Raw genomic sequence first — 14,574 nt, forward strand, 5'->3', positions numbered from 1 at the left:
TTTTGTTTTGAATCGGTCATGGTGTCGTATCTCGTGATTCGGCACCGACGTTAATTGAAAATTTCAACCGCCGCGAGAATGCGTAACGGTGAAACATGCCGTTCAAAATGACTGTTGCAGGAAGACAAATCAACTACACCTTGTTTGAAGCAGTTGCAGTCGGGTTGCTTTGGCTGGATTTGATGCTTGGTTTGTTAACTCTGCCAGGGTTCACGCCCGACCATCCGGTCCGCTTCAGCAGTGAGATCGTTCATGTGGTGCTCAAGGCTTTGCCTGAGCGTTTCGATCTGTTCTTCACTGGCCTTGCGGGGGACGGTTTCGGTCCATTCCCGGCACAGGAAAACGCCCTGATTGCGCCAGGGGCGGGGCAGAAGCATGCGGTCCCACGTTCCGGCCTCGCGCCCATAGCGGGTAGAAAAAGTAATGCCAAATACCCGCTTGCCCGAGGTGCGCGCCCAAACCAGCGGCACGGTCGACAACACCCGTTCGGGTCCGCGCGGACCGTCGGCGGCAATGCCAATCGAAATGCCCTGCTTGATCATCCCCAGCACCTCGCGCGACAAGGCGACGTGGCGTTTCCGGCTGGTCATGGCGATCGAGTCCATTCCGAACAGCTTTTGCACACGGCCCACCATGCTGCCGGCGCGCGCGGCCGACGTGATGGTGCAAACCCGTCCCTTGTCCAGTGGGAACAGATAGGGGGATTGCGTCAGCCGCTGGTGCCACAACACAACGATCACCGGCTCACCCTGTTCCACCAGTTTGTCCATTTCCTCAAACCCGAGGCGCTGCCAGCTTGTGTTGCGATGAACCATCCGGATGTAGCTGGCGATCCGCCGCGCCGCCCAGTTGAGAACGGCTTCGCTGTCTGCGATTTTCTTGCGGAGGCTCACGTATTGTATCCTTTTGCTGACCAGACCTTGTCTTAAAGAACTGCGCGTTCTGTGCAACTTGTTTGTCCCCGGGGTGATCTGACGATGAATCGCAAAAAGCCTCTTGAGTCCGCCGCGCGGCTGGCATATCTGGGTCGCACCACAGGGGTATAGCTCAGTTGGTAGAGCGACGGTCTCCAAAACCGTAGGTCGCGGGTTCGAACCCTGCTGCCCCTGCCATTAAAATCAACGACTTACACAAAATCGAACACACCTTTATTCGAAATTGTCGTACATCCGTTGGACATTTTCACAACAAACCCTTCAAAGCAGCACCCGCCAAGTTCCGGTCCTGTTCTTCATCTGTTGTAATGTATCGGTTAGTCGATTCGTAACTGGCGTGACCTGCACGGCGTTGGATTGCCGCATAGTCTTTAGTCAGTTTTGCCATCTGGGTGATGTTGTAATGACGGGTGCCGTGGATTGGCAAAACGTCTCTTGATACCCTGGCGCGATCTCGAATCTTACCCGCCAGCTTGCTTACATCACTCATGTTCAAAATCTGCCCAACAGGATCACAAAGAACCAGATCATTATTCGCCCATGCCGACCCCGCCGCTAGTTGCCATTGCCGCACTTCAACCATGTGCTTGCGAAGAAGATCAACGGTGGCAGGTTCGATGGAAATGGATCTAAGACCCGCTTCCGTTTTCGGGGATTTAAAGACGGTGGACGCCTTACCCTTTGGTTGCGATGCCGCCTGTCTAACTGTGATCCGTCCGGCGATAAGATCGACGTCTTGCCACCTTAAACCGAACAATTCGCCCCGACGCAAACCAGTGTGCGCGGCGAGTCTTAGGATAAAACCCACTAGACCATGAATTGCCTTGGACTGATCCGCTTCCGCGATTATCGCCTGTAATTCATCTAGGGTAGGGGCGCGTTTGGTTCTGTTGGACGCCGTTACCATCTCCATGCCCAAAGTCGGCGGGCGTTCAATCTCACCCTTTTTCCACATGTGAGTGAAGAATGTTTTCAAGCACACTTGGTAATGATGGATAGTCCTTGGACTTGGTATTCGACCGCTTGGAGTTTCGCCCCGGCACAATTGGGCAAGGGCGCGGTCTATGTCGGCGGTGGTGATCTGTTTGTAAGGTTTGGGACCGATCAGGTTGCCCCAAGCGGTCGCCTTTTCGCGGTACCCTACGGCGGTCTTTTCGGTGATCTTACCAACCGCCAAGCGATCCTCGATCCAGCGTAACCAACGCGCCTCAAGACTCTCTTTACCAGTGCCAATCTTTAGTCTCTCAACATGAACCTTGTGGGCAATCGCCTCGTGTTCTGTTTTGAACGTTTTGGAGGATGTTGCACGTTTACCGTCTTTGGTTCGACCAACATCCCATCGAACTGTCCAACCTCTTTTGTTGTGGTGGATGGATGCCACTATCCCGCCCTCCGGTGATACGCCACTCGGCAGGTCGTGGAACAGGTTTTTGCCGGTCTTTTGGCGATCATTTTCTTTCCGCAGTTCAAGCACAGGTAGGATTTGTGACCAGCCGCGTAAGCCTCGGCAAGTTCGTGAACCTGTTCCAGATCATCGTTGTAAAAGTTCGGGTGAACCTGCAATTCGCCCATATCGAACCATGCGCGCCACTGCGCTTGTTTGGGATCATTGAACCCTTTGGTCAGGTAGTTTTCCAACTCAGTTGGATCGCCTGTCGCATCCCCTTCACCTTGCCATAACTGGTCGATGAACTTGGTCACGATCTTTGGCGTGTCGTTGTCCTTTACTATCATTGTTGTAACACCTAAGGATCTTATTAACTGTTGCGTTTTAGGGTAGTGGTTGTAACATTAAAACCCATCCTTTCGTGTTTCAAGGAGAGTTTTAGATGTCTCGACCCAAACGGGCGAACATGCGTCCACTAAACGAGTTAGCCGAGGTGTTCGGTGTCACCCGCAATACGATCTATAAGGCGTATGAACGTGGTCAAATCGGCGGCGTCATTCCATTAGGGCGAATGCTGTACATTAAGGAAGAAGCGTTTCAGTATCACGCTGAAAACGGATATGGACGTGACGTCCCGAATTGGATTGAATAATTAAAATATCTGGAAAACAATTAATCCAATTGGAGGGAAGTTTTATTTAATTCCAACGGTTATTAATTTTTATAGGGATTTAGTCTTAAAAAACTGTTTGTAATGACGAAAAATGGTCGTTTACCGTTGTGGTGTTAACAACAGGAGATTGAACAATGCCTACCAAAAACAATGAATCATTAATCGCTTGTACTGCCTCTAATGAATTCAAGAAGGAAGTTCGTATTCGTGCGGCACAGGTTGAAAAGACGGTGTCGAAATACATCAAAGGTCTAATTGAAAAAGATCTTGAAGAGGCAAAAAAATAAGGGGTGCCAAATCGCCAAATCCGGACACCCCCCCAAAAAAAACAAATAGTGGACAACTACAGGGTAAAGGATCGGCGGTTCGGTGTCTCCAGATTTTTGGAGAGTAGAACCAGTGAAAAAACGTAAATTCAAGATACGGCAACCTACCGATTTTGAACTATCCCTTAGTCCAGAAACGGTAAAGGTCGTTCAGTACGACAACGGAGATGTAGAACACATCGGCGCAGGTGCGTTCGTTTCGCAAGAATGGCAACCGAAAACCAGACAGGCAGAACCGGAACCGGAAGAAAGGCGTCCACGTCAATATGACACTGGTGAAGTAGATAAAATGCCTTGGGATGCATGACCGATGGTTGATTACGTAAATCTAGAAAAACAAACGAAGTCGCTCGCCCTCAATAATATTCCGCAGGAATTGAGACCCTATAATCAATGGGGCGTCTGTTTGCTGAAAGGCGAAGAACCGAAGCGACCTTACAATCCAGTGACGGGAAAACCGATAGACGTCACTAGCCCGGCGACTTGGGCAACTTGGGAAGAATGTTGGAAAGCAGTCGTAAACGGACCTTGGGGCGCACTTGGTTTTATCCTGAGTAAAGACGATCCTTTCGCCGGGATAGACCTGGACCGAACACTGGCAACCGACACGCCAGAAGAGGTTCGTAATGCGCACAACGAAATAATGCAGGTAACGGCAAGCACATATTGGGAATACAGCCAATCGGGTCTTGGGTACCGTGGTCTGTTGAAAACCAGATTGAACTTCGGCGGTCGCAAAAGCAGCGAACACCAGATGGAAGTTTATGACCAAGAACGGTTCTTGATCCTGACAGGCGGGATAAAGCTGAATAACCCCATCGTAGAAGACGAGGGAGACTGGCTGAACTACATCGTCGCCAAGCTACCAGCCAAGGTCGAAGGCAACATGCCAGACTTCAAAGACAACGCCACCGAACAGGACATAATTCAACGATTGGAGAACCTGTCAAACTGGCGCGGGTCCAAGGCACAAGTCTTGTTTGATGAAGGATATCCAGACGACGACACCCGAAGTGAACACGATCAAAGTTTATTGGATTTCCTGTTACAGGTGACGGAAGACAAGAACCTGATAGTCGACGTGTTCATGTCGGCGCGTGGCATCGACCACCAACGTATTCACAGCAAAAGAACCAGTGAGGAGCATTTCCGCAAATACGTCTGGAAGAGCATGGAGAACCAGTGGCGTTATCGCGAGGGTAGAAAGGCAGAGGTACTGGAAAGCGTCCGGAACTTCGTCCCGCCAAACCCACAAGTCGCGGAGGTACATCAATTGACCGCCAGACAAACGACGGGCATCCCAGAATTAGACGCTCAAGTAATGGAGGTGCTGAATACTGTGCCTGCGGAGAGTTCGCTTCTGCCGTTGTCCGACCACATCCGTCATAGGTCCATCGCCGTCGCAGGTTTCGATCAACCGATAATGGCACTCATGGCTAGTGTTCAAACCCACGGCATTGCAATGGCACGCAACTTCCGTCTGGAGAACTTGGCACCGACCTTCAACATGTTCTACATCGCTGAAAGTGGCGGGGCAAAAGACCAGATATTGGAAACACCTAAGGACGCCCTAGTGGACGCTGGACTTGGGCAACGGATTGCCGGGGAACCAAAGTCAGGCGCTGGGCTCGTTAATAACCTCGTCCATCAATATCCCGTGCGGATTTACTTCGTGGATGAAGCGGGGGATTGGTTGCGAAAGGTTCAGGCGCAGGATACCACCAATGTCAGCGCTCCGTTCAAGCATATCTCAGGTCGAGTTCGGCGCATCGTTTTTCCTGGCGATTACAGCGACACCACTCAAGCCAAAGATCCAGCCCATTATCCGGCAATATCTCTCTGCGCGGTAAGCACGCTGGAACAGCTGGGCGACCTGTTCGAGACAAAAAACGTCCGCGACGGGTTCGTGCAGCGCATGACGTTTGTACCGTCCCTGACGCCAGCCGAGAGTTTTCCGGATGTTCACAAAAGTGTCCTCTACAATATACCTGAAAATATCGCGAGCACACTTAGGGCGCTGGCTAGTGACAGCGAGGGAAACATCGTAGCCCATGAGATCATTGACCGACCCGAAATGGTTGTGATGCAAGTCGACAAAGACGCCCAAGATTATCTGGACGATATGACCAAAACGGAATTAGCCAAGCGCCGGGCTTCCCCACAATTCCAGTCGCGGGATTTCAATACCAACGAGAAGTTGGAAAGTCGGTACAGGGAGAGTGCCAAGCGGTTTGCAATGATACTCGCCCGCAGTTGTGGACGTATCAATATTACCCTAGCCGATTTGATGTGGGGTCTGGCAGTGACAAAGATGTCAGCCCTAACCTACCTCAATCTGGTTGGTGCAGCGGCAGAGTTTGGCGATGCGAAGGAGATGGAAACCAAGGTCTACCAGAAGATCGAAACCCTTCTCGCCAGACCGTCTTTCGGCTGGACCTTTACACCGGGAGACCGACCCTACATCAAACGGACCGATTTGAAACGGCAACTAGGTGACCAAAGAACCAAGGACTACGTCGACAAGATGGTCAAAGATGGCGCCCTCGAAGTTATGGAAAGCCGTGCTTCCAACGGCAAAAAGGTCGAGTATTACCGAAAACCTGAGTAGTAGGTAAGTAGGTGCCAAGTAAGTAATGATATTACCAACTTAAAAATTTATTAAAAATAATAGTTTATATAATAAATAGGTAAATAGGTATAATATATACCCCTTGGTATTCTCCAGCCCGCCCCGGCAGGGGGTACCCCCACCTATTTGACCTACTTACCTACTTGTCTACGTACGAACGTAGGTATTCTAGGATTTGGGCGCTTTAATCCAATGTGCTTGGAAAATCGACTTTAGTTGCGTCGTCGACCGTTGCATACCTAACCACCTTGAGCCGAGGCCGGTTATTGTGGGAAGTAGGGTATTGGGTGGGTTCAGACGACCAAGCCTAAGTTAAGGCTCACTCATCGAGAAGGGAGGGGTAGGAGCAAAAACAAGAGCCACGTGCTCTGACCGTGCCTCCATAGATTTGAAAGTGAAAACCGAAAAATCAAAACCGAAAATAGTCTCGAGCAGCGACCACTTCAGCTCGCCAACTGTGCTCGTATCAGTTTCCACTCAAACAACTGAGGAAAGGGTAAAACTAGATGAGTAATGTTTTTGGTTTTAGCGATGATCAAGAGGAACGTTCAAACGCCAATACGGTTTTTGAAGCAGGGAGACCGCTTCCTAGCCCTGTTTACGAAGAGTATGCTCGGGTTCAACTTCAAATTCCCTACCGCTACAGAGGCAAACGCAACATCATCAATCTTTGTGTTCAGTACGCACGTATCGTACACCAGCTGGATGATGTATCTGCTCTACTTGCACGGTCAGGTTTTACCACGGTCACTAATTCCGGAAGCGTGAAAGTTCATCCATTGGTTCAAGCCCAGTTGCAGTTGATTAAGCAGCTGCAATCTCTGGCGACATCACTTCGACTGAATATTTACGAAGACAATGCCAAATTGACATTGGCTGAAAACAAAAACAAAGCCGTCAGAGAAGCCCAAGCAACAGATGCACACGGTCTATTGGCACTCGGACCAAAACAGATCAATTGACTTCCAGTTCGACCAGTCGCGGGCGAAACGGTCTGCAAACGACATCGGGAAACGTCTGCTATGACGTACAGTCAGGACATCTAACAAAATCATCTCAGATGACCGCGTTGACCCGCCGCGCCTCTGGGTTTGAACTCGGAACTCTGCTAAGTCCCCAAGAGCAGCGCAACAAAGGTGCACATCATGAAAATCCATCGAGCCGGGGACCGACCTTCACAATTTCCCGGCAATGAGTATTTCACCGGTACGGTCCGCTTTGATCCCGTTGTGACCGGGAATGATCCCTCCCCGGTTAAGATCCTTGCGGTGACTTTTGAGCCCGGTTCACGGACAGCCTGGCACACGCACCCTGCCGGTCAAACGCTTCATGTTTTGTCTGGCTTGGGCCTGGCTGGGTCTGAAGGGCAGCCAGTGCGTCTGTTGCGCCCCGGCGATACGGTGTGGTTCGCGCCAGGAGAGCGGCATTGGCACGGCGCGTCGCCAGACTGCGCGATGACCCATCTGGCTGTGCAGACGTCTGTCGACGGCAAGACTGCGGATTGGATGGAGCATGTCTCAGACGAGGACTATAGCGCAGCGCGCGCGGAATGAAGCGAGTCAGACGGGTCGTTCGTTCACCACTTTCACCGCACGTCCGTTTTGTTCGCAGAGCAGTCAATCCGGCCATCTTCAACGGACGACCGCTCTGAGCCCAAACGTACCATTGCTGCGGTCTGTACCAAGGTCGCCAACGCGCAGAAACCAGACTTTGCAAAGTTCAGCGTGCGGCCCATAGCAGAAATTGAACCTTGCCTCGAACAACTGCGGCTTTGAAATATACCAACTCGCAAGGAGAAGTAGTCTCGATCCTCATTCTGCCACAAGCGCAACAATAGCTTCTTGAGGCTGGGAATGCTGGTTGTTTGCCTCAAGCGGTTTGTCGAACTTTCCACGATACACCAGCGCGAACACGGGTGGGGTGAAATAAAAGGATACGACAGTCGACAACAGAACCCCTCCGGCGATGGCCACGGCGAATGGCGGCCAAAATGCTCCTCCAGCTATGATCAGGGGTAGGAAGCCGCCAAAGGTTGTGATCGTGGTCGAGATGATGTGCCGACTTGAACCAGTCACAACGCGCGCCATGGCCGCTCGGTCGCCTTGGCTTGCGTCAACGTCTTGTTGCAACCCGGTTAGAATTATGATCGCCGCGTTGATCGAAACTCCAATCGAGCCGATAACTCCGATGATCGCCGTTATTCCGAACGGGAATTGCATAACTGCCAGCGATAGCATTGAAAGGCCTGCAGACAACACGCACACGACCAAGGTCACGAGCGTCAGTCGGAACGAGTTAAAGGTCAGAACGATGGTCGCGATGGAGAGTGTGACAATCAAACCGACAGAGGCAAGCAGATTGCCCACGGTGTTGGATCGGGCATCACTGTCGCCGCCCAAGGACATCGAATAGCCTTGCGGCAACACAAATCCGGACGCATCAAGCGCCTCTAGTACGTCCTGCAACGCCTCTTCGGGTAAAACACCGGGGACGATAAACGCTTGAATAGTGTTTTCGCGCACGCCATCCGTTCTGGTTATTACGCTCTCCGCTGGTTCGATCACCGGTCTGGCGAGTTCCGACAACGGCACAGCGGGGAAAACACTAGTGGCGGATATGGCGGCGGCATTGGGCAGCAGGATGGGCATACTGACAATGGCGCTTAGATCTGAGCGTACCTCGTCACTTAGACGAACTCGTACCGGCAACTGTTCAGTCCCTTCGATCAATGATCCACCGGTAATGCCAACAAGCGCTGCGTCCAGCTGACCCGCTATATCCGCCACATCCAGCCCCAGCAGACGGGCTTTGACCTCATCAATCTCGAACCGGATTTGGGGGTTGCCGCCGTTCACGCTGGCGCGCGCCTGCGTCACCAGATCGAGATTGGCCATAACTGAACGGACCTCGTCGCCCAGATTACGCAAAATCGTGATGTCCTGCCCTTGAATTTTGACTTCAACCGGCGCGGCGACCGGAGGGCCCTGCACAAGACTGCGAACGATGATCTGTGCGTCAGGAAAGTCGGTATCCAGACGGCTCTGCAACGCTCCGACAAGGCGGGCCGCATCGTCGGCCGTGTCGGTCGTGATCATGGCCTGTGCAAAACCGGGCTCGCGTGAACGGTTGCCAACGATGTTGTAGTAAAATGCCGGACCGGATTCTCCGACCGTCCAATAGACACTTTCGACGCCATCATCTGCCAGCAGCATCTCATCGATCTGGCGGGCGGTTGCTTCGGTGGTGGCAATTGATGTTCCACCCGGCATGTCGACTTCGATATAGAATTGGTTGCGGTCGACGCCCGGGAAGAATTGCGCGGTCAACGTTGGAAAGGCCGCAAAGCCAAGCACGGGCAAGATCAATGCCAAGGCGATGGATCGCACCGGATTAGCGACTGACAATCGAATTGAGGCCTCGAACACTCGGGCAAGCGACGGGATGCTGATACCGCGGCTCAGCATTCCTGCGTTGGGGCGGTCGGAAAGTACCCAGCCCGCAATCGCCGGGGTCACCGTCAAAGCGACAACTAGTGACCAGACAAGCATAAGCACCACGGCGATAGCGATGGCACCAACAAAGTCGCCGGCGGGGCCAGGCAGCAATATCATCGGCGTGAAGGCAAGCGCTGTTGTGACAGTCGACGCCAGCAAAGGCGCGGCCAACCGGCGCACAGCATCTCGCACGGCTGAAAGTCTCTCCATCCCATCCTGCAGACGGCGTCGAATTTCATCGGTCATCACGATGGCTGCGTCAACGAGCAGACCTAGGGCAACAATCAGACCCGTCACGGACATCTGATGAATTGGCAATCCAATCATGTTCATCGTCGCCAGAGTTGCCAATGAAACAACTGGCAAAACCAAAGCCACAATCGCGGCCGCCCGAACCCCCAACGTGACAAACAAAACTGCCACGACCAGGGCCACGCCAATGGCCATGTTGACCCCAACCTCTGACAAACGATCCGTTGTGTACTGGCTTTGATCAAACAGCAGTATTTCCTGCATACCCAAAGGTACCGATGCCGCGCCAGCTTCAAGCTCATCCCGTAGAAAACCTGTCCAGCGATCGATCTGCACGCCGTCCTGCGCCAGAATTCCGACCAAAACAGAGGGCTTTCCGTTTGCAAACGCGATTGAGGACTGCGGTTCGCGTGCGCCCCGGTCTACGCTAGCAATATCTCCGAGCTTCACCACGGCACCGCCTGCGTTTTCACGCAAGACGATGCTTCGAATGCGATCCAAACTCTCAATTTCTCCGCTGACGCCTATGGTCAGGTCGACATCGGATTGCAGCCGCCCAGACTGAACCTTTCCATCTGCTTCGGCGATCCGCTGAGAAATCTCGGCAGCGCCAAGCCCAAGTGCAGCGGCTTTGTCCATATCAACACTTACGAGCACCTCTTCCTCTGGTTGACCGAAATAGTCGACGGCTCGTGTCGCAGGTATCGCGCGCAATCTGTCACCCAATGCTTCGGCATGACGAGACAGCAAAGTTAACGGGAAGTCGGGGTCCTTGGCCGCAACTGCAATGACAGCGGAATAGGCAGCAATACCCTCGGCATCGAATTCCGGTGGCAATACTCCTGCCGGGAAGTTCTGGCGCGCATCTTCAACGGCGTCCCGAGCTTCGGCCCAAACCTGCTCAATGGTGGCTTCGTCTAGCGTTTCCAGCAATTCAACAGAAACGACCGACACGCCCGAGCGGGAGACAGAACTGATCTCATCCACCTCGGCGATCTTTCGCAGTTCTTCTTCGATTTCTGCGGTAACCAGTGCTTCAACCCGTTCGGGGTCTGCGCCTGGAAACTGCGTGGTTACAGTTGCGAAGAGGTTGGTGATCGTGGGGTCTTCCTGTCGCCCAAGCGATAGGAACGAAGACAGGCCTGCAGATACAAGCACCAAAATGATGAGGGCAACCAACCGAGGGTGGCGAAAGGTAAGGGTTTCCATCAGATCGCTCCGTTACTCGCCAGTGTTGAAGGCGACGCGCTGACCAACGCTGACCCGCTGCGGCCCCTGATCGATCAGGACGGTGCCTTCCGGAAACGCGCCACGCACGAAGACGCGGTCATCTTCGGCATGCAGCACTTCGACCGTCGCCAGGCGTACAGTCTTTTGCGCGTCGGCAACCAGCAGTGTCCATTGCCCGCGCGTTCCTTCCTTCAGCGATGTTGTCGGCACCCAGGTTCCCGCACTTTGGACAGGATCGAGTACATGCACACGTGCGGTTTGTCCGAAAGCAACGTCGGGAGCGTTTTTCAGATCGAACAGCGCAGTGCGGGTTCGGGTCACTGCGTCAATATCGGGCCGCAAGGTTGCAAGCTCAGCCCGGTAGCTTTTAGCTGATATTTCGATCTCAACATCAGTCAGAAGCGCCGGATCAACATCGAGAGGAATACCGATCCGAACCTGCGGCGACACGACCTCGACCATACCCAATACCAGCTCGCCCGAGCGCAGAGTTTCGCCGCCGTCCACGTGTCGCGCGGTTATTTGACCGGCGAATGGGGCCTCTATACTGGATTTCTCGATCCGAACGGTCACATCGCGCAAGGCCGCATCCAGTTCGTCAATTCTGGACAACAATTCATCTTGCTGAGAAACGGCCTCGTCCAAACGGGCTTGACTGGTAAAGCCTTGTTCAATGAGTTTCGCGTTTCGCTCAACCGTCTTTCTTGCAAATTCAAGCTGGGCTGCAATGGCATCACGTGATGCTGTCAGACGGTCGCGTTCGACCTCCAGCAATGCGATGTCCAGTGTCGCAAGAAGTTGACCCTTGGCAACCTTGTCACCCTCATCCACCAGAATTTGATCCAGCGTCCCGTTTAATTCGAAAGAGATATCTGCCGAACGCTGAGGTTCAACTTGCCCGATGAACACACGGTCGACTGTGTAAGCGTTCTCAGACGTGATCGGCGTCACGGACACCGGGGTCACAGCGGCGGCATCCGGTGCGGTTACAGCGTCCGCTCTACGGGTGAGCTCGGATGCGCCAAAGTAAACGGCGGCCGCTGCAACGGCTATAAAACTGACGGTCACTCCCAGACGCACAGTGCCGCGTAACACACGTGCAAATAGGCTCGGTTTGGCCGCTTCAGTAGATGAATTTGCAGGATTCGGCATTTGGGGACCTCATCAAGTTAGTGTCTCTAACATATGTTAGAAGTTCTCACTTTGACAAGAGATACGTGATCTGGCACATGTTGGATCATGAGCAGCATCGAAAAAAATCATCCGACAAACAGACAAACGGCTGGCAGTTCCGTCAGCAAGAAAGCCTATCATCACGGCGATCTCCGCGCTGCACTGATCGAAGCAACCCGACAGTTGGTTGAAGAAAAAGGTCCGGACAGTTTTTCTGTATCCGAGGCGTGCAGACGCGCGGGCGTTTCAACCGCGGCACCTTACAAGCACTTCAAAGACAAGACAGAAATGCTGGTCGCCACTGTCCTTGAAGGAATGGATCGGCACCGAGACAAAATGCTTGCTGCGCTCGAAGGCGTTCCTGAAGGATCACCCGAGCGCATTACTGCCATAGGGATGGAGTATATTGCCTTCGCACTAAACGAGCCCGGGATTTTTAGACTGAAATTCGGCGGCTTCACAGACCGCATCGCGGACCCGCGGCTGGAGGAGGGCGGCCAGCAAAGTTTCGGGATTCTTTTGACTGAGGTTGCAAAATGTCTCGGTGAACCGGGAGTCACAGACGAAGTTCGCCGCCGCGGTTTTTTATTGTGGAGTTTTGTGCACGGGCTGTCCTTCATTCTACATGACAAAGGGCTTGCCGAGAAAGGCGAAGAGTTCGATCTTCATACCCTTCTTGAGGACGTTTCGGAAAGAATGCTGAGTTGATCGTTCTCAGGCCAAGACGAACTCAACCAACCACTGATCGCAGGTGGTCTAAGCCACTATCACGCCTACACCTAAACGATTGCTCTGGTTCACATAGAAGACATTTTGGAAAGCGCCGCGAATGTCCGCTTCGGGTTGAGCCAGTATTGCAGGTTAAGGTATCGGCAGGAGCTTTGTTCCAAAGCCTCGGTTTACGCTATCTCGCGACCGAGCTCTGATACCACGTTAGTCGGAAAGGGATGGGTGCGACGCGCCGAACTCATACCCCCTCTTGGAAATCGTTATCCCCCTCAAGGCGCGCCGCACCTGTTTGGTATTGGCCCAGCTTGTTGGTACTGTGTCTGCGACAAGAAAATAATGGGTCTACGGGAAACCCCCAATTTCGGAAACATGAATCGGGGAGTAGTGTTTATGTAGCGGAACACTTTACCCACTCCGTAACACCCCCAAATGAGGGGCTGGCTAAGACCCCCTCGTCCAGCCCCTCACACCACCCATCACTTTCTATTCATTTGTGACAGGCAGTATTGGTTGTCCCTGGCTGTGTTGAGCAAGTGCATCCTGTTTGCCGCTCTACGTACACTCACTATTTTTGGGGAATAGGAGGCAAACTGACAAATGAATTGTGCTGGTGACGTAAAGAAACACCGTCAATTCTGTTCCGACCACCCAGGAAGCTTTTCTGGCGCAGGTACATAGTGACGCTCCAGCCATTCCTTGAAGACAGACCAATAGTCTTGCGGTTTTGCAGTGTACCGGCGTGAGTGCAGGTCCGCGATTGTGATTTCCAATTGTCGCCACCATTGCAGTTTGAGCTTAAGCCCATGCGTCTTTGCCCATGCGCGCAAGGCGGCTTCCCAATCGTCTACGCGACGGGATTCAATTTCATTGTGAAGGTCGGGAGGGATTCGGTTGGGCCAGTTCTGCATGGTGAACGAATAGCGAACATCGACTGCTTGTCCAAATGAAAATTCGCACTTACCGTAGCTCGCATGTGCAATCTGTACTCCAACACGATCCCCGCCGCAGCGATGCGCCAACTGTTTGATGTCACCGTTGAACGCGACAGGCTTGGGAATGCCGAACCGCTCACCGCCATTTATCCAAAACACATGGCACCAGTCGTTAGAAAGGCCGATGATGGCGTGCGTGAGCTGGTCCCGCTGAGCTGGGGTTTTCGAACCACGAAGAAGTCAAAGAAAACCGGCGCTGTCATCCAACCAGGCGCATGGAACAACGCGCGGGATGACAAGGTCCGTTCAAGCGGACTTTGGAAAGGAAGTTTTGAACATCGGCGTTGCCTGGTGCCTGCCAGTTCCTTTTGCGAGGCCAAGGGCCGCAACCCGGCAACGTACTATTGGTTTGCCCTGAAAGGCGATGAGGACCGCCCACCGTTTGCCTTTGCGGGTATGTGGCAGACGTCGCGATACGAGGGCAAGGAAGGCCCCGAGGCCGTCGAGGCGTACACAGTGATTACGACAACAGCGAATGAGATTGTGAAACCGATACACCCTCAGCGAATGCCGGTGATCCTACAACCCAGTTACTATGAGCAATGGATGGATGGCAACCTTGACGACGCATTTGAGCTTTTACAGCCGTACGACGCCGGCGGAATGCAAGTCGTACTTAGCGGTGAGGGTGAAAAATCCGATCCAGTCGGATGACTGCTCTGAGCCCAAAGCCGACATCAGTTAAGGTGAATACCCCCGTCGATCACGACAGTTTGCCCAGTAATTGTATGGCTCTTACAAAACAACAGTGCCT

14 protein-coding genes and 1 tRNA gene are annotated in these 14,574 nt (G+C 53.0%); 9 read left to right on the forward strand and 6 right to left on the reverse strand.

All coding sequences use genetic code 11. From position 1 onward, the window contains the following. Positions 1 to 194: 194 nt before the first annotated feature. A complete protein-coding gene (locus ACR0J2_RS22220) occupies positions 195 to 893 on the reverse strand; it encodes a lysophospholipid acyltransferase family protein (RefSeq protein ID WP_480813891.1) in 699 nt (232 codons plus the stop codon). A gap of 143 nt (positions 894 to 1,036) precedes the next feature. Here ACR0J2_RS22220 and ACR0J2_RS22225 point away from each other — a divergent pair. Continuing rightward, positions 1,037 to 1,112: transfer RNA gene (locus tag ACR0J2_RS22225), tRNA-Trp, on the forward strand. Positions 1,113 to 1,182: 70 nt separating this feature from the next. Here ACR0J2_RS22225 and ACR0J2_RS22230 read toward each other — a convergent pair. Both ACR0J2_RS22230 and ACR0J2_RS22235 read right to left on the reverse strand, forming a co-directional pair. Beyond that, complete coding sequence (locus tag ACR0J2_RS22230) at positions 1,183 to 2,409, reverse strand: tyrosine-type recombinase/integrase (protein WP_480813892.1); 1,227 nt, start codon at positions 2,407 to 2,409, stop codon at positions 1,183 to 1,185. Then, positions 2,316 to 2,669, reverse strand: coding sequence for a hypothetical protein (locus tag ACR0J2_RS22235; protein WP_480813893.1), 354 nt, complete (start codon positions 2,667 to 2,669; stop codon positions 2,316 to 2,318). The genes ACR0J2_RS22230 and ACR0J2_RS22235 overlap by 94 nt, the downstream gene beginning before the upstream one ends. 95 nt (positions 2,670 to 2,764) lie before the next feature. Here ACR0J2_RS22235 and ACR0J2_RS22240 point away from each other — a divergent pair, with 95 nt between their 5' ends. The 6 genes from ACR0J2_RS22240 (at position 2,765) to ACR0J2_RS22265 (ending at position 7,503) form a co-directional block, all read left to right on the forward strand. After that, the gene (locus tag ACR0J2_RS22240) at positions 2,765 to 2,974 is read left to right on the forward strand and encodes a helix-turn-helix domain-containing protein (protein WP_480813894.1); all 210 of its coding nucleotides are present in this window, start codon (positions 2,765 to 2,767) and stop codon (positions 2,972 to 2,974) included. A gap of 155 nt (positions 2,975 to 3,129) precedes the next feature. After that, entirely contained in the window at positions 3,130 to 3,282 is a 153-nt protein-coding gene (locus ACR0J2_RS22245; RefSeq protein ID WP_480813895.1) for a hypothetical protein, read from the forward strand. Positions 3,283 to 3,394: 112 nt separating this feature from the next. Further along, on the forward strand, positions 3,395 to 3,628 hold the full coding sequence (locus ACR0J2_RS22250) for a hypothetical protein (protein WP_480813896.1): 234 nt from the start codon (positions 3,395 to 3,397) through the stop codon (positions 3,626 to 3,628). A 3-nt stretch (positions 3,629 to 3,631) separates the two neighbouring features. Beyond that, entirely contained in the window at positions 3,632 to 5,929 is a 2,298-nt protein-coding gene (locus ACR0J2_RS22255; protein WP_480813897.1) for a hypothetical protein, read from the forward strand. Positions 5,930 to 6,456: 527 nt separating this feature from the next. Further along, positions 6,457 to 6,912 carry a P27 family phage terminase small subunit gene (locus ACR0J2_RS22260; protein WP_480813898.1) on the forward strand — a complete coding sequence of 152 codons (456 nt, stop codon included), beginning with the start codon at positions 6,457 to 6,459 and terminating at the stop codon, positions 6,910 to 6,912. A 183-nt stretch (positions 6,913 to 7,095) separates the two neighbouring features. Continuing rightward, entirely contained in the window at positions 7,096 to 7,503 is a 408-nt protein-coding gene (locus tag ACR0J2_RS22265) for a (R)-mandelonitrile lyase (protein ID WP_171175073.1), read from the forward strand. A gap of 258 nt (positions 7,504 to 7,761) precedes the next feature. Here ACR0J2_RS22265 and ACR0J2_RS22270 read toward each other — a convergent pair whose 3' ends face one another. Beyond that, positions 7,762 to 10,905, reverse strand: coding sequence for an efflux RND transporter permease subunit (locus ACR0J2_RS22270; RefSeq protein ID WP_480813899.1), 3,144 nt, complete (start codon positions 10,903 to 10,905; stop codon positions 7,762 to 7,764). Positions 10,906 to 10,917: 12 nt separating this feature from the next. Next, positions 10,918 to 11,994, reverse strand: a complete 1,077-nt coding sequence (locus ACR0J2_RS22275) for an efflux RND transporter periplasmic adaptor subunit (protein WP_480813900.1) — start codon at positions 11,992 to 11,994, stop codon at positions 10,918 to 10,920. 171 nt (positions 11,995 to 12,165) lie between these two features. Here ACR0J2_RS22275 and ACR0J2_RS22280 point away from each other — a divergent pair, with 171 nt between their 5' ends. Beyond that, a complete protein-coding gene (locus tag ACR0J2_RS22280) occupies positions 12,166 to 12,807 on the forward strand; it encodes a TetR/AcrR family transcriptional regulator (RefSeq protein ID WP_480813901.1) in 642 nt (213 codons plus the stop codon). 650 nt (positions 12,808 to 13,457) lie between these two features. Here ACR0J2_RS22280 and ACR0J2_RS22285 read toward each other — a convergent pair. Continuing rightward, entirely contained in the window at positions 13,458 to 13,736 is a 279-nt protein-coding gene (locus ACR0J2_RS22285) for a hypothetical protein (RefSeq protein WP_480813902.1), read from the reverse strand. Positions 13,737 to 13,799: 63 nt separating this feature from the next. On the opposite strand from ACR0J2_RS22285, the gene ACR0J2_RS22290 reads away from it, so the two are divergent. After that, positions 13,800 to 14,474, forward strand: a complete 675-nt coding sequence (locus tag ACR0J2_RS22290) for an SOS response-associated peptidase (RefSeq protein WP_480813903.1) — start codon at positions 13,800 to 13,802, stop codon at positions 14,472 to 14,474. The last annotated feature ends 100 nt before the right edge of the window (positions 14,475 to 14,574 follow it).

It is taken from the genome of Ruegeria sp. CG4 (assembly GCF_056537185.1).

Excerpts from the sequence above, each read along its gene's own strand:
- ACR0J2_RS22285 (WP_480813902.1), bottom strand. The coding sequence starts at position 13,736 with ATGCAGAACTGGCCCAACCGAATCCCTCCCGACCTTCACAATGAAATT.
- ACR0J2_RS22260 (WP_480813898.1), top strand. The coding sequence starts at position 6,457 with ATGAGTAATGTTTTTGGTTTTAGCGATGATCAAGAGGAACGTTCAAAC.
- ACR0J2_RS22235 (WP_480813893.1), bottom strand. The coding sequence starts at position 2,669 with ATGATAGTAAAGGACAACGACACGCCAAAGATCGTGACCAAGTTCATC.
- ACR0J2_RS22255 (WP_480813897.1), top strand. The coding sequence starts at position 3,632 with ATGGTTGATTACGTAAATCTAGAAAAACAAACGAAGTCGCTCGCCCTC.
- ACR0J2_RS22280 (WP_480813901.1), top strand. The coding sequence starts at position 12,166 with ATGAGCAGCATCGAAAAAAATCATCCGACAAACAGACAAACGGCTGGC.
- ACR0J2_RS22240 (WP_480813894.1), top strand. The coding sequence starts at position 2,765 with ATGTCTCGACCCAAACGGGCGAACATGCGTCCACTAAACGAGTTAGCC.
- ACR0J2_RS22290 (WP_480813903.1), top strand. The coding sequence starts at position 13,800 with ATGTGCAATCTGTACTCCAACACGATCCCCGCCGCAGCGATGCGCCAA.
- ACR0J2_RS22270 (WP_480813899.1), bottom strand. The coding sequence starts at position 10,905 with ATGGAAACCCTTACCTTTCGCCACCCTCGGTTGGTTGCCCTCATCATT.
- ACR0J2_RS22245 (WP_480813895.1), top strand. The coding sequence starts at position 3,130 with ATGCCTACCAAAAACAATGAATCATTAATCGCTTGTACTGCCTCTAAT.
- ACR0J2_RS22265 (WP_171175073.1), top strand. The coding sequence starts at position 7,096 with ATGAAAATCCATCGAGCCGGGGACCGACCTTCACAATTTCCCGGCAAT.